The sequence below is a fragment of the Pseudomonas sp. IPO3778 genome (assembly GCF_013386825.1).
Taxonomy (GTDB): domain Bacteria; phylum Pseudomonadota; class Gammaproteobacteria; order Pseudomonadales; family Pseudomonadaceae; genus Aquipseudomonas.
This window is the reverse complement of the sequence record NZ_JACARC010000064.1, coordinates 1-17,138: the sequence shown is the minus strand read 5'-3', so window position 1 is coordinate 17,138 and position 17,138 is coordinate 1. Positions and strand designations below refer to the sequence as shown.

Below are 17,138 nucleotides of genomic sequence, written 5' to 3'. Positions count from 1 at the left end.
TCGCCGAATACTCCCGTGGCGGCCAGGGTCACGCTCCCAACCCTGGAGGTGGCTTCGAAACTGCGCAGTGCGGTCAAGGGCGGGAAAGCATTCATGTAATGCCTGGCTAACCTTTCATGATAAAAAAGATAGATATTACGAGGGTAAGTCGCCCGATAAAGTCATCTGAATTTAACACTTCGGCAAATGGAGGCTGAATGAAACTGATCGGTATGCTGGACTCGCCCTACGTGCGCCGCGTGGCCATTTCCCTGGAACTGTACGGTGTGCCGTTTGAGCACCAGGCCCTGTCGGTGTTCAGCACCTTTGATGAGTTTTCCAGGCTCAACCCGGTGGTCAAGGCGCCGACGCTGGTGCTCGATGACGGCACGGTGCTGATGGATTCCGGCCTGATCCTCGACTACCTGGAAGCCCTGGCGCCGGTCGGCAGCAAGCTGTTGCCACCGTCAGCCCCAGCGCTTGCCAAGGATTTGCAGGTGATCGGCCTGGCGCTGGCCGCGTGCGAAAAAACCGTGCAGATCGTTTACGAGCATCACCTGCGACCCGCCGAAAAGCTGCACCAGCCGTGGATCGACCGCGTGACCGGGCAACTGCTGGCGGCTTATTCACTATTGGATGCGCGGGTGGCCGTGCGCGACAGCGAGGCGCCGCTGAACCAGGCGAGCCTGACGGTGGCGGTCGCCTGGTCGTTCAGCCAGCTCAAGATCGCGGACGTGGTCAAGGCCGAGGCGTTCCCCCACTTGCAGCGCCACGCGGCACTCGCCGAGCAGCATCCGGCGTTTCGCAGGTACCCGACCGAGTAAGCGACTCATTACCCGGCGTACACCGGGTAATCGGTGAAGCCCACTTCAGTGCCGCCATACAGGCCGGCAGCATTCAACGGGTTCAGTGGCCAACCGTTGAGAAGGCGCTGGGGCAAGTCGGGGTTGGCAATGTACGGCCGACCAAACGCAATCAGGTCTGCCAGCCCCGCCTCGACCAACCGCACGCCGCGCTCTGCGGTGTAGCGGCCGGCGTAGATGATGCGACCGGTGAAGGCGTCGCGCACCGCCCGGCGGAACGACTCCGGCAACTCGGGGGCGTTGTCCCAGTCGGCCTCGGCAATGGACACGTAGGCAATGCCGGCGGCTTCCAGCACTTTGATCGCCTCGATGTAGGTGTGATGCGGATCTTCCTCGACCAGCCCGATGTAGACACGGTCCTGATCGGTGCCACTGAACAATGGCGCAAAACGCACACCCAGCCGTTCCGGGCCGACCACGTCAGCCACCGCCTCGACGATTTCCCGCAGGAACCGCAGGCGATTGTGCAGCGAGCCGCCGTACTCATCGTCGCGCTGGTTGGAATGCGCCGAGATGAACTGGTTGACCAGGTAGCCGTTGGCCGAATGAATTTCCACGCCATCAAACCCGGCGGCCAATGCATTTTTTGCAGCCTGGGCGTAAAGCCCCACCAGCTCCTTGACCTCTGCGGTCGCTAACGCGCGTGGCTGTGGCGGCTGTACCAACTCGCCGGTGCCCGGCCCGGTTTCAATGAACGCCTTGACTTGCTGCGGCTGGATCGCCGATGGCGCGACCGGGGCTGCGCCGTCAGGTTGCAGGTCGGGATGGGACACGCGGCCCACGTGCCAAAGCTGAGCGAAGATCACCCCGCCTTCGGCATGCACCGCATCAGTCACTGTGCGCCAGCCGTCGATCTGCGCCGGGGTATAGATGCCCGGGGTCCAGGCATAACCCTGGCCACGGGGCTCGATCTGCGTACCCTCACTGACCATGAAGCCGGCCGTGGCACGCTGGCGGTAATAGACCGCCATCAAGTCTGTGGCGATGTCGCCGGGCTGGGCGCTTCGCTGGCGTGTGAGCGGCGGCAGGACGATGCGGTTTTTCAGGGTGTGGTGCCCCAGTTTGATCGGGGTACCTAAAGCGCGGTGACTCATGAAGGGAGCTCCAGAGGTAAATGTCAGGCGAGCAGAAGCTGCCGGCCCCCGGTCAGGGGAGCCGCCAGCAACTTGCTTTTTTTGGGGGGGGTTGGCGGGTTACGCGGTGAGCTTCAACAGCGCTTTGGCAACGTCGCTTGAACTGGCAGGATTCTGCCCGGTGACCAGCAGGCCATCTTCAATCACAAAGGACTGCCAATCGGCACCCTTCTCGTACTTGCCGCCCAGCGCCTTGAAATCATCTTCGATCAGGAATGGCACCACGTCGGTCAGGCCAACCGCTGCCTCTTCGGAGTTGGAGAAGCCAGTGACACGTCGACCCTTGACCAGCGGCTCGCCGTTGACGGCCTTGACGTGACGCAGTGCGCCCGGGGCGTGGCAGACAAAACCGATGGGCTTGCCGGCTCGTTCGAAGGCTTCGATCAGGGCGATGGAGGTTTTCGATTCTGCCAGGTCCCACAGCGGGCCGTGCCCGCCTGGGTAGAACACGGTGTCGAAGTCGCCGGCGTTGACCGAGTCCAGCTTCACAGTCGTCGCCAGGGCCTGCTGCGCCGCCGGATCGGTGGCGAAGCGGCGGGTCTGGTCGGTTTGCGAGTCCGGCAGGTCACTGACCGGGTCCAGCGGCGGCTGCCCACCGGCCGGCGAGGCCAGGGTCACGTCGGCCCCGGCGTCCTTGAACGCGTAGTACGGTGCAGCAAATTCTTCGAGCCAGAACCCGGTCTTGCGGCCGGTGTTGCCAAGCTGGTCGTGAGAAGTCAAAACCATCAATACTTTCATGTGCCAGTGCCTCGGGGTGATGTGGGTTGGAATGGAGTGAAGCTTAGGAGCCGGGCCAATACCGCACAATGTCATGTCCGCAAGGATTCCGGACATTGCGCCAAGCCGGTTGCCGTTTACCCGGTACACGCCGACAATCACCGCTCCGCGCCCCCTGGAGAAATGAGATGCACAGCATTGCGCTGATGGTTTACCCGAACTTTCAATCCCTCAGCCTTAGCCTGGGCTCGGTGTTCGAGTGCGCGAATCTGCTGCGGGGCGAGCAGGCGTATGAGTTTCACCTGGTGTCGGAGAATGGCGGCCCGATCATGACGTCCCAGGGCTTCTCGGTGAACAGCACGCCGATCCGCCCCGAGGGCTATGACACATTGATCGTCAGCGGTTACCTGGAGTTCCAACTGCCTGACGCCAGCCTGCCGACGCTTGTCCAGGCGGCCTCGAAGCAGTCGCGGCGAATTGCTTCGCTGTGCATGGGCATCTTCGTGCTGGCCGAGGCCGGGTTGCTGGAGGGTAAGCGCGCAACCACCCACTGGCTGCACGCACCGGCTTTTCGCAAGCGTTACCCGCAGATTCGGCTGGAGGAAGACAAGCTGTTTGTGGTCGACGGCCAGATCTGGACCGGCGCCGGGATGAGCGCCGGGGTGGACCTGGCACTGGCCATGGTCGAGAACGACCTGGGCAGCGACCTTGCCCGGCGCATCGCGCGCAAGCTGGTGATTGCCCAGCGGCGCGGCAGCGAGCAGTCGCAACTCTCAGCGCTGCTGGAACTGGACCCCAAATCTGACCGCGTGCAACTGGCCCTGGCCTACGCCCGGGAGAACCTGACTCACGACCTTTCCGTCGAAGCCCTCGCGGCTGTCGCCAGGCTCAGCCCGCGTCAGTTCAGCCGGGTGTTCCGCGAGGAAACCGGGCAAACCCCGGCCAAAGCCATCGAGTCCCTGCGGGTGGAAGCCGCCCGGGCGATGATGGAGACCAGCCGGCATCCCGTGGAAGTGGTCGCCCGCGAGACCGGGTTCGGTGATCGCGAGCGCATGCGCCAGGCATTTCTGCGGGCGTTCGGCCAGCCGCCACAGACGATGCAGGCAGCGTTGTTCAGTGCAGGGGCTGGCGCAGCATTCAACTGACGGATTAGTGCAGGGCGGCCCGGGTCACCAGGAAGCTCAACAGGTTCGGCTCATCCTCCAGCTCGATGGCCTGCACCGGGCGCGGCAGGTTATCCAGCACTGTCCGCCAGAACGCCTGGCTCACTTCATCCTGGTCATAGAACCGCACCAGCCAATTCGCCTCGCCACTGCTCAACACCTGGGTGGCGATGGCGCGGCCAATGCCCTTGCGGCGGTAGCGTTTCAAGATAAACAGGTCAGCCAGTTCCAGGGCGTCGATCCCCGGCAACTCGCTGCCTTCGATCAGCAGGAAGCCTGCGATAAACCCGTCGACCAACAGCAGGTTGGCACTCCACTGCGGGTCTTGCCAGTAGCGGGCCAGATGCTCCTCATGAATGTAGAAGCGACCGTCCACCTCGACATCCTCCTGCTCCCAGTCCGAGGACTCGTAGGCATAGAACTGGTAAAGGTTGGCGATCAGCGCGGCATGTTCCGGGCCAGTCTCGATCAATTCGACGGTGGTATCGGGGATTGCAGGCATGGGCATCTCGGCAAAAAAACAGGCCACCATTGTCAACAAAAGCCACCGGCAATGCCAATACGCCGGCCAAGCTTTCTGCTTGCTGAACCGATCGCTCTTTTCTCTTGTCAATGGCAAAATCATTACAAGGTTAGACTAAACTCCCCCTCACTTCCCTCCCCTTGTTCTCAGGATAAGTACTTTGACAAACGTCTGTACCAGCGGCCTCGATGTCGGCTTTGCGTCCCTGGATTACCTGCAAATCGGCATTTTGGGCATCATTCAAGGCATCACTGAATTGCTGCCTGTGTCTTCCACCGCCCACATGCGCATCGTGCCCGCCCTGCTCGGCTGGCCCGATCCCGGCTCGGCGTTTTCCGCAGCCATGCAGTTGGCGGCACTGGCGGCGGTGGTCAGTTATTTCTGGAAGGACGTGCGCCAGGTCACGGTCGGCAGCATCACGGCGGTGCGCCAGGGTGACTACAACAATCAGTGGTTCAAGCTGGCAGTGGCCATTGTGTTGGCGACGATTCCGATTGGTATCGCCGGGATTGCCTTATCGTCGACACTCAACGCCTGCAACTCACCGTTGCGCGGGCTGATGGTGATCGGGATTTCCTGCCTGGTGATGGCGGTGCTGCTGGCGGCGGCTGAACTCAGCGCGAGGCATAAGCGCACGGTGGGCGAAATGCGCCTGCGGGATGCGCTGATTGTCGGGATTGCGCAGATCGGCGCGCTGATCCCTGGGGTTTCCCGCTCGGGTTCGACCCTGACCGCCGCCCTGTTCCTCAACTTCAAGCGTGAAGAAGCCGCGCGGTTTTCGTTCCTGCTGGGCTTGCCGGCGATTGCCCTGGCGGGCCTGAAGGAGCTGTGGGTGTTGCTCCACGCCGACCTGCCCGCCCACGCCTGGCCCCATCTGATCTTTGGCCTGGTGGTTGCCAGCGTCTCGGCGTTCTTCGCAATCTGGGGCCTGATGAAGTTCCTGGAGCGGTTCTCCACCTGGCCGTTCGTGATCTATCGCGCGGTGCTCGGGGTGTTCCTGATTGTGGCGGTGAGCACCGGATTCCTGTAGGAGCGAGCTTGCTCGCGATGGTCGTTAACGATGACGCGGCAAGCCTGAATAAACACGGTGCCTGGGCGTTTTTCGCGAGCCAGCTCACTCCTACAGTTAAGGTGCGCGGTCGGCCAGTTCTTCGAGCAAATCCGCTGAAGGGATGAAGAACAGGCCGCCGGTGACCGCCGTGCTGAAGTCCAGCAGGCGGTCATAATTACCGGCAGGTCGACCGACAAACATGTTTTCCAGCATCAGCTCCAACGGCTCCGGCGACCGTGCGTAGCCGATAAAGTACGTCCCGAACTCCCCTGCGCCCGGGCGGCCAAAGGGCATGTTGTCCCGCAGGATTTTCACTTCCTCGCCATCCTTGGTGATCGTGGTCAGGGCACTGTGGGAGTTGGTCGGCTTGGCGGCATCGTCGAGTTCGAGATCCGACAATTTGGTGCGCCCGATCACCCGCTCCTGCGCCTCCACCGACAATGCGTTCCAGGCCTGCATGTTGTGCAGGTACTTCTGCACCAGCACATAGCTGCCGCCGCTGAACGCCGGATCTTCATCCCCCACAATGGTGAAGCCCACCGCCTTGCGCCCCACCGGGTTCTCGGTGCCGTCGACAAAACCGATGATGCTGCGCATGTCGAAGTAGCGGAAACCCTGGACCTCATCCACCACCGTCACCGCATCGCCCAGCGCTGCCATCAACTGCGTGGCCAACTCGAAACACAGGTCCATCTGGTCCGCGCGGATATGCAGCAGGATATCCCCCGGCGTGGCCGGTGCCAGGCGCCCGGCCACGCCCACTTCCTTGAACGGATGCAGCGCCGCCGGACGCGGGCTGCCGAACAGCGCGTCCCATGCCTTCGAGCCAAAACCTGCGACACACGACAGGTTGCCGGCCGGAACACGCTTGCCGACCGAACGCACCAGCCCTGCAATATCGCCACACCAGCTGCGTACCGCCTCGGCCGAATCACTGCCGGGGGCCAGGGTGGCGACCATGAAAATGGCGCTGCTGGTGATGGGGCTGCAGACAGATTGGGGTTCGAGGTGCTGATCGGTTGGCGTTGTCATTGAGAAGTCCACGGGTGGCGGTCGAGATTTCAACGACGGCAGATTAGCAGACAGAAGACGGACGGTCGCGACTCAGCGCGTAGAGAGCGGTCCCGTTCGCCGGGCTACAGCGTCCGGCATTCAATCCTCAGCAATTGAGGGCCTTGCTCGTGGCATTCAATAACCACGGGCAAAAACCGCTGGATCACCGCCTTGTTGCTCTGCAAGTGCTCGGTCATCCGCAGCGTGGTGAAACTGCCGCCGCCGGCAAGTGCCATCGGCAGCAATAGCTGGTCGGCCAGATGCTCGGCGACGACCGCTTCACTGGCAAGCCACTGGAGCGCCTGCTCGACAGCCTGGTCGGCTACCGCCGCTGCTCGCAATCGCAGATGGCCAAAGGCACTGAACACTTCGGTGACGTGCGCATGAGCATATTCCAACAACAGGACATTGCCCGGCCCGTGCTCCGGATCAAGATTCACCGCGCGCAACTGCTCCGGGCTGATGGACAACCGCTGACGAACACGTTCCAGCTCGCGCTCGGCGACGTGAACGGGCAGCCCGGCACTCAACGTGGTGGCACAGGCGCCCTTCAATTCACCCCGCTCAGTGAGGTGCAATGGCATCAATGCGCTTGGATGTATAAACGCCACAAGCTCGCCACCGCCAGCCGGTACAAAGCCATGACGCACCAGCGTCAGCTCGACCCGGGCGCCCATCCGCCGCAGCTGCGGCAGCCACGCTCGCTCAAGGAAATCCACCGGAGGTGCCATCGGGTTGTGGGTGCCGCCGCAAATGCTGACACGGCTGGGCTGCAGAGCCAGCAGCAATGCCGGCAGCAACGTCTGCAATACCAGGGTGCAACTGCCGGCCGTGCCGATAGAGAACGTATAGTCCCCACCCTGGATCCGCCCCGGCTCGAACAGCAACGCCTGAGAACCCAGTTCAGCACCTTCGACCCGCGCGCCACATACCTCGGCGGCGGCCAGCACTGCCGTCAAGTGCTGACGCAACAGCCCTGGCCGACTGCGCCTGGCGCGAATATTCTTAATCCGCAACGTACGCCCGGTCACCATCGACAGGCTCAGGCCGCTGCGTAATACCTGGCCACCGCCCATGGCGCCGTCCAGTTCGATCACATCCTGGTTCATATCCATTCCTTATGCGTAGTGCTTTACCGTTTCCCTCAGGTAATGGTCCAGCAAATGAGTGTGTTCCTGGGTACGGGGCAACTTGGGAACCTCGCGCTCCAGCTCTGCCGAGATAAACCGGTGCAATGCCGGGCGCCTTGGACCGTAGGCGGCTTCTGCGGCATTACGTTTGAGCGCCAGCAGCGTCGCCACTTCATCCAGCAAAAGCGGGTCCGTGACCGTCGACAACAGATCGGCAAATGTCATCGGTGGCCGCCCGAGCCCAAGGTCGATCCAGCGCACCGCCAGCAAAGGCCGCAGCACATAGAAGTACTTTTTAAAGCGCACCGTGTCGCCTTGCAGGTAGCCACGAAAGTTTTTCCTGGCCATCGACAAATAGTGACTGCGAGCCGCCGGCGGGCTGTAGAACGTTTCCGCCAGAGCCTGCAGGCGCGAGGTCGCAGCCGCCTCGCTGCGATACACCAACGGCGAATCCAGCCATTCCAGTAGCGTCGGGTTGGATTTGCGTAGCAGGCCGAGGGTCTTGCGTAGCTCCCAACCGCTGATATCCAATTCGTCGTCCAGCGGGCGTTCGATCACATCCCGTGGCGTATCCACCTGGACAAACCAGTCCGGCTTTTCCACATAGACGAAACGCACGTCGTAATCACTGTCGGTAGAGGCAAAACCCCAGGCGCGGCTGCCGGACTCACAGGCATACAACACTGTGACGTTTCGCTCATGCTCTATACGTTCCAGCTCAAGCAACACCCGCTCGCGCATGGCGAGGCTGAGGGGATGCCTGCCCTCTTCTTCCTTATTCATTTTGAACGCTCCTGTACAACTGAAAAATCCCGGGTTCTATCCCTTGACGCATACCACCTGACGCAAAGTGTGCAGCACTTCCACCAGCTCGCGCTGGGCGTGCATCACTTGGTCGATGTCCTTGTAGGCCATCGGAATCTCATCGATTACCGCGGCGTCCTTGCGGCATTCCACGTGCGCCGTTGCGCGCACCTGATCGGCCACCGTGAAGGTGTTTTTAGCCTTGGTGCGGCTCATGGTCCGGCCAGCGCCGTGGCTGCAGGAACAGAACGACTCTTCGTTACCCAGCCCGCGCACAATGAAACTTTTCGCGCCCATCGAGCCCGGAATAATACCCAACTCACCCTTCTTGGCCGACACCGCACCCTTGCGGGTAACCAGAATGTCTTCACCGAAATGCCGCTCTTTTTGCACATAGTTGTGGTGGCAGTTCACCGCCTCCAGCGCTACTTCAAACGGTTTTTGGATCACCTTGCGCGTCGCCTGAACCACCGCCTGCATCATCAGCTCACGGTTCTGCCGGGCGAAGTCCTGGGCCCAGCCGACGGCTTCAACATAGTCATCGAAGTGCTCACTGCCTTCTTCGAAATACGCCAGGTCCCGATCCGGCAAGTTGGCGATGTGCTGACGCATGTCCTCTTGAGCCAACTGGATAAACAGGTTGCCGATGGCATTGCCGACACCACGGGAACCGCTGTGCAACATGAACCAGACCCGGTCGGCTTCATCCAGGCAGACTTCGACAAAGTGGTTACCCGAGCCCAACGTCCCGAGGTGTTGGCGGTTGTTGGTTTTCAGCAGCTTCGGGTACTTGTCGGTGATCGTCTTGAACCGTGGATGCAATGCCGCCCATGCAACATCGGCCTGCTGCGGAATACTGTCCCAGGCACCCTTGTCACGCCCGTTGCGGCCGCTGGTGCGACCATGGGGCACCGCCGCTTCAATCGCGCAACGCAGACCATGGAGGTTATCCGGCAGGTCAGCGGCAGTCAGCGAGGTGCGCGCGGCGATCATGCCGCAGCCGATATCCACGCCAACGGCGGCCGGGATAATCGCGCCTACGGTGGGGATCACGCTGCCAATGGTGGAGCCCTTGCCCAGATGCACATCCGGCATCACCGCAAGGTGCTTGAAAATGAACGGCATCTTCGCCGTGTTCATCAATTGCTGGCGAGCTTCCGGCTCCACCGGCACTCCTTGGGTCCAGAGTTTGATGGGCTTGCCGTTGGCAACTTCCAGCAGTTGAAAAGTAGGTGCTTGCATGTTCTCGACTCTTTTCCATTCGCCACACTCAGGCGGCGTAGTCCTTGAATAAATGGGCCAGGCCCGTAGGCAGTGACAAGGGATCACGGATACGCTGCTCTACCAACTGAGCTACCCGTTGCCGGGGCAGGAATCGAACCTGCGACACGAAGGAGTACCCGCGGCATTCACTGCCAAAATCGTAAAAAGGTGGCACGACAAAAAGTGTGACTGAGCGCCGGAACATACCGGCTTACCAGAGATGTACAGCCACAGGCATTCGTGCCGTCACTGACGCTGACAAGGGTTGACGAGACGTCTTTGATGTAGTCCCGTCGGCATTCAGCGCCAGTGAAAATCAAACTTCCATTGCTTCAATCGCCCGCACCCAATGTTGCGCACCGTAGCGCCCTTCGGCGAACTGTGCGATCACATCAAATACCGCATCACTGAAGCCTCCTACATTCAAAATGTCCTGACGGTCCGCCGCCTGCGTCGTAGCGCCCGGCTGCATATCGATACACACCAACCGCGCTTGCGGGTTGATCTGTTTGATCAGCTCCCATTGGCGCATGGTTTCGGTACCGCGCTGGCGCCTTGCATCAATCCACGACTCGTTGTCGGACACCAGTATCACCGTGTCCACTTTCATTTTGGCGCCAGCTATCTTGGCCAGCGGCGCCGAACAGTTGGTCCCGCCTCCGCCGATGGCTGCCAGTTTCTTCGCATTGCTCATCACACTGTCACGCGGGTTGAGCCGGATATCCACCACATGATTTTCAAACGGCATCAAGCGTGCGTCCGGCTGCTTGCGCAAGATCGCGGCGCCAATCAAGGCCGCCACATCGATGCAACGTACAGCGCTCGTGGCGCCCTCGCGGTAACCGGTCACCGGGCTGTGCATCGAGCCCGACACATCAGGGCAAACCACTACCGAACCCTGCAGCACCGGCACGTTGGCCAGGGACAACTCAAGAGCATCCTGCAAGGCCTCCCGCACACGCGCCGGTACGTCATCTCCCGCCATCCGATACGCCGCCAGCAGCTGGTACGGGTACACCCGCGCCTTGGCGATCGCTTCTGCATCTGCCAATCGCGCCGCCACGTACCATGCAAACCCCGGCACCTCGAATGTGCCCTGGCGTGCAAAGGTGTTGAGGTTCATGCGCAGCGCCTGCCAGCCCATGTTATCGGCCTGCGCAGCCCACTGTTCCTTGCTGAGCTTCTCGTTTCCAAGCAACTGGAACGGTACCGCCGGTACTTCGGTGCTTGAACCGCTACGAAAGGCGAGCAAAGCCCGGGTCAACTCCGGCAAGGCCTGTACATCCACTGGCCGCCCGATCAACCAGGCGAAGAACGCTTCACGCCATGGTTCAGTGGGCTTGGGGTGAACCATTTTCACCACATCCGCCAACGATGGTTGATTACCCACCGAGGCTTGCAACAACTGACGCTCCGTCGCAGTGTTCAACCAGTTCTGTACCAGCCGCTTGGGCTGCGAACCCAGGGATTTGCGTCCGGTCACTCCGCTGCGCAGGATTTGCACGAAGTTGCGCAACATCTTGCCGCTGTCCACGACCTGCTCGAACACCTGCGGCACCATCACCGAACGCTGGGCCACCAATGCAGCCAACAGCAACGCCGGCATGTCTTTCATATGGCCCTGGCGGCGGGCATAACACGCGACCTTGGCGACATAACGGCTGTCCAGCTCGCCGGCCAGTTGCAACACGCTGTCCAGCTGGCTTTCAGCTGAGGCGTGGAAGGTCTGGTTCAAGCAACCGGTGACTGCCAACTGGGCCAGTTTGTGCTTGGCGCTGTAGGCATAAGCCGGTACCTGTGTAGCGTTCAAGGTGTCGCATGCAGGCAGTTTCGCCTGCTGGGTGTTGAAGACTTGGGAGTTGGCCATCGTGGCGTCTCGCTCTGTTGTGTGTGTTTCGTTGCGAGAGTTATTGCAGCCGCCATGCCAGTTCTATTTTTTGAACGTGAAAATTTTTTATCTATTTGTTTTATATAGTTATTTTTAATTTTAGTCATTTCACCGCTCAGCAGCGGTGACATTTGCATCACAAATTACTTATCCTTACATATCGTCATATATATATTGGTATCACCATGAGTCAGAAACGCACCGTTGCCATCGGTTTTATCGGCTCAACCCTCGACCGGGTCGGCAAAGGTGCCAACCGCTGGAACCATTGGCGCCCCAGCGTGGGCCTCTGCCAGCAGCAAGAGGTACTGATTAATCGCCTCGAACTGATTCACGGCATTGATGCCCGCGATGTCAGCCTGGCTCAGCGAGTCCGCGACGACATCCAGCAGGTATCGCCGGAAACCGAGGTGCGGCTGCACCCGATGCACCTGAAGAACCCCTGGGATTTCGAGGAGGTGTACGGCGCGTTGCACGACTTCACCGCCGCTTACCGCTTCGATACCGACCACGAGGACTACCTGGTCCACATCACGACCGGCACCCACGTCGCGCAAATCTGCTGGTTCCTGCTGACGGAGGCGCGCTATCTGCCCGCCCGCTTGATCCAGACCTCCCCGGCTCGCCGTCGCAACGAAGAAGAGCGCGCCACCGGCACCCATGCCCTGATTGACCTCGACCTGTCGCGCTACGACCGCATCGCATCGCGCTTCGCCCACAAGCGTCTGGAAAGCCTGGCCTTCCTCAAATCCGGAATCGCCACCCGCAACCCGGCCTTCAACCGCTCCATCGAACAAATCGAACGTGTGGCCGTACGCTCCAAGGCGCCGATGCTGCTGATCGGCCCCACCGGTGCCGGCAAGTCATTCCTCGCGCGCCGCATCTACGAACTCAAGCGCAGCCGGCATCAAGTCCAGGGGCGCTTTGTCGAAGTGAACTGCGCGACCTTGCGCGGCGATGGCGCGATGTCGGCGCTGTTCGGCCATATCAAAGGTGCCTTCACCGGCGCCCAGAACGCTCGCGATGGCTTGCTGCGCGCGGCGGATGGCGGCATGTTGTTCCTGGATGAGATCGGCGAACTGGGGCTCGACGAACAGGCGATGCTGCTCAAGGCCGTCGAAGAGAAACGCTTCTTCCCCCTCGGTGGCGACCAGGAGGTCACCAGCGACTTCCTGATCATCGCCGGCACCCACCGCGACCTGCGCGGCCGCGTCGCCGAAGGACTGTTCCGCGAAGACCTGTACGCCCGGATCAACCTCTGGACCTTTGACCTGCCGGGCCTGGCCGGGCGCCGCGAAGACATCGAGCCCAACATCGACTTCGAACTGGAACGCCACGCCCGCGAACAAGGCCAGGTGGTGCGCTTCAACCTGGAAGCACGCCGGCGTTACCTCACTTTTGCCTGCTCCAGCGAAGCGGCGTGGCTGGGCAACTTTCGCGAACTGTCGGCGTCCATCACGCGCATGGCCACCCTGGCAGACAACGGGCGCATCGACGAGAGCCAGACCCAGGAAGAAATCGATCGACTGCGCTACGCCTGGGGCCTGGAGTCGCCGAAAAACGATTGGCTGTCACGCCTGGGCGTCGATACCGAACTGGACCTGTTCGACCAGTTGCAACTCAACGCCGTGATCGAAATCTGCCGCCAGTCCGACAGTATTTCCGATGCGGGAAGGCGCCTGTTTGGCGTCTCCCGACAAGCCAAGGCGCAACCGAACGATGCCGACCGCTTGCGCAAATACCTGGCGCGATTTTCGATTGACTGGAAGCAGTTGGCGGAGTTGAAGGACTGATGGATACCTAAAATGCGGCAGCCCGGAGTTGTGCAGCCAGAAGCAACGCATCGGCAGTCTCCTGGATATCGTCACGCTGCCACAACTTGCCCAACCACTCGGCCGGAATACTTTGCACACCGTAATACGCGCCAGCCAACTGCCCCACGATTGCCGCAGTGGTGTCGGCGTCATCGCCCAGGTTTGTCGCGACCAAAACGGCCTCGGCAAAGCTGTCGGTGTGATGAAAACACCATAGCGCCGCCTCAAGCGAAGCTACTGCGTAACCCGAACCAACGATGTTGCTGCGCGCCTTATCGAGGTAGTGGCCGCCAGCAATGGCGGCAACTTTGGGTTGGCTTAAGTTCAGATAGTCCACATTCACTACCTGCGCTTTCGGATCTCCACGCAGCGCATTCGCAAGACACTCCGCCAGCACGAGGCAACATTCAATCGCCTCCAACGCACCATGGGTGGTTCGGGAACTGGCAACGGTAAACTCACGCAGCCGCTCGGCATCAGGAAAATAGAACAGGACTAGCGGAGCCAGGCGCATCATCGACCCGTTACCCGCCGAGTAGGGGTCGGTAGAGCCTGCAAACGGGTCACCGCTGAGCTGATACTCCGCCAATGCGTCCCGAACCGTCGTACCAATATCGAAACACTCACCCGTCGAACTCAGGTAACCCCACTTCCACCAGTTCAGATAACGCCCCATCTGATCGGCAGCGTCAAAACCATTCTTGCGCAGCAGGCTTTCGGCCAGGCACAGCGCCATTGACGTGTCATCTGTCCACTGGCCCGGTAGAAGCTGGAAGGGTCCGCCACCGACCATATCGGTAACAGGGGCAAACGAACCCCGGCGCATGAACTCAACCGTGGTCCCTACTGCATCCCCACACGCCAGGCCAAGCAGGCTGCCGCGATAACGGTCTGAAAGCTTCATCAACATCACTCCTTTGCACAAATAACACCCCAAGCCGAGAACCATACCGGAGCTTTCCGTTCTGTGGGTCGCCGTGGGTTTCTATGGGAAATTTCCCACTCAAGCACTCCCCTCAGCCGCCCTCTCGATGGTAGTGTGTGAAATTGTTTCTGACCTTTCGATCAGACATTTCTCTCTCACTCCCTGCAAAGGAATGCCCTCAGCAATGGATTTTTCCCTCAAGCAACTGGCCGTCGCCACCCTGATGGCGGCCAGCCTTTCGGTGTTTACCACCCAGGCCCAAGCCAACCTTACCCCGCAACAGAACGCGACCATCCTGAAGACTTTCAGCGATGCCTCGGTCAAGGATTTCCGGGAGTTCCTCGCCAGCCTGGCCAAGAGTGATGTGGCCAAGAGCGACAACCTCGGCCCGGCCATCAGTGCCTTCCTCGATAACAAGCAGCTGACCGCCGACCAGCAGAATGAAATCCATCGCCTGCTGGGCCTGTATGCGCGGGTGAAGTACGGCGCGGCTGCCACCGAAACCCTGCGCGAGCTGGTGGAGATTCCGACCTTCCAGGTGGCCGGCGTGGCCCAGCACGACAACCCCGAGTTCATCAAGATCGCCGCCAAGATCAAGAGCCTGGCCGAGTCGTTCAACCTGAACTTCCGCAACATCGATAACCGCGTCTATGAGATTTCCCTGGAAGGCAGCGGCGATGAAGTCATCGGCATCCACGCCCACGCCGACGTGGTGCCGGTCACCCCGGAAAACTGGGTATTGAAAGACGGCACTAAACTCGACCCGTTCAAGGTCACGCTGATCGGCGACCGCATGTATGGCCGCGGCACCGAGGATGACAAGAACGGCATCGTGGTGGCGATGTACGCGATGAAGGTGATCAAGGAAGAGAAGCTGCCCCTGGCGCGCAACTTCAAGCTGCTGGTGGACACCACCGAAGAAACCTCCGGCGACGCGATCCCCTACTACTTCGAACACAACCCCACGCCCAACTACAACCTGGCGCTGGATGGCGGCTACCCGGTGGTGATCGCCGAGAAAGGCTACGGCACGGTCATGGCCAACTTCCCCAAGCGCAAGGCTGAAGGCAAAGGGGCAGAGATCATCTCGATGACCGGCGGCAAGGCCACCAACCAGATCCCGTCGGCGTCGGTGGTGACGTTGCTGAGCGACAAGCCCGCCGAACTGGCCGCCAGCCTGCAAAAGGCCGGCAGCGAGTACGCCAAGCGCAATGGCGGCGACTTCGAAGTGGCGGCCAAGGTGGTCGGCAACGACGTTCAGTTGACCGTCACCGGCGTGTCCGCCCACTCCTCCGAACCGGAATCCGGGGTGAACCCGGTGGCCAGGGTGCTCGACTTCCTCAACAGCCTCGACGGCAAGGTGGCGCTCAAGCACAACCAGTTCACCGACGCCGCGCATTATGCCGCCAATAACTGGGGCCTGGATTACCTGGGCGGCAAGTTGGGTGTGGGCTTCTCCGATTCGTTCATGGGGCCGCTGACCACCTCGCTGACCTACGTGGGCGAGGATGACAAGGCCTTCAAGCTGGCGGTGAACCTGCGGGTGCCGAAGGGCAAGTCGCCGGAAGCGCTCAAGGCCGAAATCGCCGGCAAGCTGGCAGCGTGGACCCAGAAGAACCACGTGGCCGTGAGCTTCGACTACTCCATCGCCGAGCCGATGTACCGCAACCCTGAAGGCGAGTGGGTCAAGGCGCTGTTGGCGGTGGCCAGCGAGAACCTGGGCATGGCGCACACGTACGGCACGTCGGCCGGCGCTACCTCGGTGCATGAGTTGCCCAATGGCGTACAGTTCGGCCTGGCGCGGCCGGAGGTCAAGTACACCGGGCATACCGACAACGAGTTCAAGACTGTCGACCAGTTCCTGCTGGACCTGCAGATCGTCACCGAAATGATGGGCCGGATCGGGCAACTGCCGAAGCTCTGATCGGCTTTCGGACCCGCCGTCCTGGCGGGTCCACACTCTGCAGCATCACGAACTGAAAACCTGGGTTATGGTTATCGGTAACGACCGGCTGCGAACGCCCGCCTGACAGATACCTCCAAGCACAACGGACACCCTCCATGACAGACACACACACCACCACCCGCGTCATCGTGGCCACGGATACCGACATCGACGGCATTGTGGCCCTGCAAGCAGCCAATCAAATGACCCGGGGCGGGATGCTGTCGGCGGAACTGCCGCGCTCACGCATCGCACAGATGATGGAGGCCATGCCGCTGATCGTCGCGCGCAATGGGCATGAGGTCACCGGTTTCCTGATGACCACCACACGGGCCATGAATGCCGACATTCCGATTGTCAAAGCGATGTTCGAGGCCTATCAGGGAAGCGAGGATGCCTATGTCTACGGGCCGATCTGCGTGGGTGCGTCGGAGCGTGGCAAGGGCCTGGCGCAGACGATGTTTGCCGAGCTGAAGCAACGCCAGCCTGGCCGCGAAGGCATTCTGTTCATCCGGGATGACAACGAGGCATCGCTCAAGGCGCACATCCGGATGGGGATGCGCCAGGTGGCGGAGTTCACGTTCAATGGCTTCGTCTATGTGGTGTTTTCGTATATCGGGTAGTGCGTAGGTCCCACACTTTGATAGATCAGCGATGCCGGGGGTGGGGGATGTGTACATATCCGTTATTTGGGTAACGGCCGCTTAGGGTTCCGCTCTTACAGCGGCTCACTGTTGGAAAAGAGCCCCAAAAGTAACCAAAAGGGCTCTTGCCCCACCACTCGGCACCTCGCCTAGGCTCGGTGTGCCCGAACGCAGGCAGCACGAAGCGGGCCGCCGCGACGGGGCGTCCCTGCCCCGTCGCGGCTAAACCGGCGTCCTGCCGGT

At 61.0% G+C, this 17,138-nt stretch carries 15 protein-coding genes; 6 read left to right on the top strand and 9 right to left on the bottom strand.

What is annotated here, in order from left to right:
* Positions 1 to 197: 197 nt before the first annotated feature.
* On the top strand, positions 198 to 803 hold the full coding sequence (locus tag HX855_RS28080; RefSeq protein WP_177090363.1) for a glutathione S-transferase: 606 nt from the start codon (positions 198 to 200) through the stop codon (positions 801 to 803).
* Positions 804 to 811: 8 nt separating this feature from the next.
* Here HX855_RS28080 and HX855_RS28075 read toward each other — a convergent pair whose 3' ends face one another.
* Both HX855_RS28075 and HX855_RS28070 read right to left on the bottom strand, forming a co-directional pair.
* Entirely contained in the window at positions 812 to 1,936 is a 1,125-nt protein-coding gene (locus tag HX855_RS28075) for an alkene reductase (protein WP_177090365.1), read from the bottom strand.
* 99 nt (positions 1,937 to 2,035) lie between these two features.
* The gene (locus HX855_RS28070) at positions 2,036 to 2,713 is read right to left on the bottom strand and encodes a type 1 glutamine amidotransferase domain-containing protein (RefSeq protein ID WP_177090367.1); all 678 of its coding nucleotides are present in this window, start codon (positions 2,711 to 2,713) and stop codon (positions 2,036 to 2,038) included.
* 167 nt (positions 2,714 to 2,880) lie between these two features.
* On the opposite strand from HX855_RS28070, the gene HX855_RS28065 reads away from it, so the two are divergent.
* Positions 2,881 to 3,837, top strand: coding sequence for a GlxA family transcriptional regulator (locus tag HX855_RS28065; protein ID WP_177090369.1), 957 nt, complete (start codon positions 2,881 to 2,883; stop codon positions 3,835 to 3,837).
* A 4-nt stretch (positions 3,838 to 3,841) separates the two neighbouring features.
* Here the strand turns inward: HX855_RS28065 and HX855_RS28060 are convergent, their stop codons facing one another.
* A complete protein-coding gene (locus tag HX855_RS28060) occupies positions 3,842 to 4,348 on the bottom strand; it encodes a GNAT family N-acetyltransferase (protein WP_177090393.1) in 507 nt (168 codons plus the stop codon).
* Between the two features lie 190 nt (positions 4,349 to 4,538).
* Between HX855_RS28060 and HX855_RS28055 the strand changes: the two genes are divergently transcribed.
* A complete protein-coding gene (locus tag HX855_RS28055; protein WP_177090371.1) occupies positions 4,539 to 5,408 on the top strand; it encodes an undecaprenyl-diphosphate phosphatase in 870 nt (289 codons plus the stop codon).
* 96 nt (positions 5,409 to 5,504) lie between these two features.
* Here the strand turns inward: HX855_RS28055 and HX855_RS28050 are convergent, their stop codons facing one another.
* The 5 genes from HX855_RS28050 to HX855_RS28030 form a co-directional block, all read right to left on the bottom strand.
* Complete coding sequence (locus HX855_RS28050; RefSeq protein ID WP_177090373.1) at positions 5,505 to 6,461, bottom strand: Dyp-type peroxidase; 957 nt, start codon at positions 6,459 to 6,461, stop codon at positions 5,505 to 5,507.
* Between the two features lie 104 nt (positions 6,462 to 6,565).
* Entirely contained in the window at positions 6,566 to 7,591 is a 1,026-nt protein-coding gene (gene rtcA / locus HX855_RS28045; protein ID WP_177090375.1) for an RNA 3'-terminal phosphate cyclase, read from the bottom strand.
* Between the two features lie 9 nt (positions 7,592 to 7,600).
* Positions 7,601 to 8,395: a nucleotidyltransferase domain-containing protein gene (locus tag HX855_RS28040; protein ID WP_177090377.1), complete on the bottom strand. Its 795-nt coding sequence runs from the start codon at positions 8,393 to 8,395 to the stop codon at positions 7,601 to 7,603.
* A 36-nt stretch (positions 8,396 to 8,431) separates the two neighbouring features.
* Positions 8,432 to 9,658 carry an RtcB family protein gene (locus HX855_RS28035; RefSeq protein WP_177090379.1) on the bottom strand — a complete coding sequence of 409 codons (1,227 nt, stop codon included), beginning with the start codon at positions 9,656 to 9,658 and terminating at the stop codon, positions 8,432 to 8,434.
* A 337-nt stretch (positions 9,659 to 9,995) separates the two neighbouring features.
* Positions 9,996 to 11,546 carry an RNA-binding protein gene (locus tag HX855_RS28030; protein WP_177090381.1) on the bottom strand — a complete coding sequence of 517 codons (1,551 nt, stop codon included), beginning with the start codon at positions 11,544 to 11,546 and terminating at the stop codon, positions 9,996 to 9,998.
* Between the two features lie 206 nt (positions 11,547 to 11,752).
* On the opposite strand from HX855_RS28030, the gene rtcR reads away from it, so the two are divergent.
* Complete coding sequence (rtcR, locus tag HX855_RS28025; RefSeq protein WP_177090383.1) at positions 11,753 to 13,360, top strand: RNA repair transcriptional activator RtcR; 1,608 nt, start codon at positions 11,753 to 11,755, stop codon at positions 13,358 to 13,360.
* Between the two features lie 7 nt (positions 13,361 to 13,367).
* On the opposite strand, the gene HX855_RS28020 is transcribed toward rtcR, so the two are convergent.
* Entirely contained in the window at positions 13,368 to 14,291 is a 924-nt protein-coding gene (locus HX855_RS28020; protein ID WP_177090385.1) for an ADP-ribosylglycohydrolase family protein, read from the bottom strand.
* Between the two features lie 199 nt (positions 14,292 to 14,490).
* Between HX855_RS28020 and HX855_RS28015 the strand changes: the two genes are divergently transcribed.
* Together HX855_RS28015 and HX855_RS28010 are read left to right on the top strand one after the other, a co-directional pair.
* Complete coding sequence (locus HX855_RS28015; RefSeq protein WP_177090387.1) at positions 14,491 to 16,230, top strand: dipeptidase; 1,740 nt, start codon at positions 14,491 to 14,493, stop codon at positions 16,228 to 16,230.
* Positions 16,231 to 16,367: 137 nt separating this feature from the next.
* On the top strand, positions 16,368 to 16,874 hold the full coding sequence (locus HX855_RS28010; protein WP_218176048.1) for a GNAT family N-acetyltransferase: 507 nt from the start codon (positions 16,368 to 16,370) through the stop codon (positions 16,872 to 16,874).
* Positions 16,875 to 17,138: the final 264 nt, after the last annotated feature.

What these genes read in the sequence shown, in the direction of transcription:
- HX855_RS28080 (WP_177090363.1), top strand. Translation starts at nt 198, where the DNA reads ATGAAACTGATCGGTATGCTGGACTCGCCCTACGTGCGCCGCGTGGCC.
- HX855_RS28075 (WP_177090365.1), bottom strand. Translation starts at nt 1,936, where the DNA reads ATGAGTCACCGCGCTTTAGGTACCCCGATCAAACTGGGGCACCACACC.
- HX855_RS28070 (WP_177090367.1), bottom strand. Translation starts at nt 2,713, where the DNA reads ATGAAAGTATTGATGGTTTTGACTTCTCACGACCAGCTTGGCAACACC.
- HX855_RS28065 (WP_177090369.1), top strand. Translation starts at nt 2,881, where the DNA reads ATGCACAGCATTGCGCTGATGGTTTACCCGAACTTTCAATCCCTCAGC.
- HX855_RS28050 (WP_177090373.1), bottom strand. Translation starts at nt 6,461, where the DNA reads ATGACAACGCCAACCGATCAGCACCTCGAACCCCAATCTGTCTGCAGC.
- rtcA (WP_177090375.1), bottom strand. Translation starts at nt 7,591, where the DNA reads ATGAACCAGGATGTGATCGAACTGGACGGCGCCATGGGCGGTGGCCAG.
- HX855_RS28040 (WP_177090377.1), bottom strand. Translation starts at nt 8,395, where the DNA reads ATGAATAAGGAAGAAGAGGGCAGGCATCCCCTCAGCCTCGCCATGCGC.
- HX855_RS28035 (WP_177090379.1), bottom strand. Translation starts at nt 9,658, where the DNA reads ATGCAAGCACCTACTTTTCAACTGCTGGAAGTTGCCAACGGCAAGCCC.
- HX855_RS28030 (WP_177090381.1), bottom strand. Translation starts at nt 11,546, where the DNA reads ATGGCCAACTCCCAAGTCTTCAACACCCAGCAGGCGAAACTGCCTGCA.
- rtcR (WP_177090383.1), top strand. Translation starts at nt 11,753, where the DNA reads ATGAGTCAGAAACGCACCGTTGCCATCGGTTTTATCGGCTCAACCCTC.
- HX855_RS28020 (WP_177090385.1), bottom strand. Translation starts at nt 14,291, where the DNA reads ATGTTGATGAAGCTTTCAGACCGTTATCGCGGCAGCCTGCTTGGCCTG.
- HX855_RS28015 (WP_177090387.1), top strand. Translation starts at nt 14,491, where the DNA reads ATGGATTTTTCCCTCAAGCAACTGGCCGTCGCCACCCTGATGGCGGCC.
- HX855_RS28010 (WP_218176048.1), top strand. Translation starts at nt 16,368, where the DNA reads ATGACAGACACACACACCACCACCCGCGTCATCGTGGCCACGGATACC.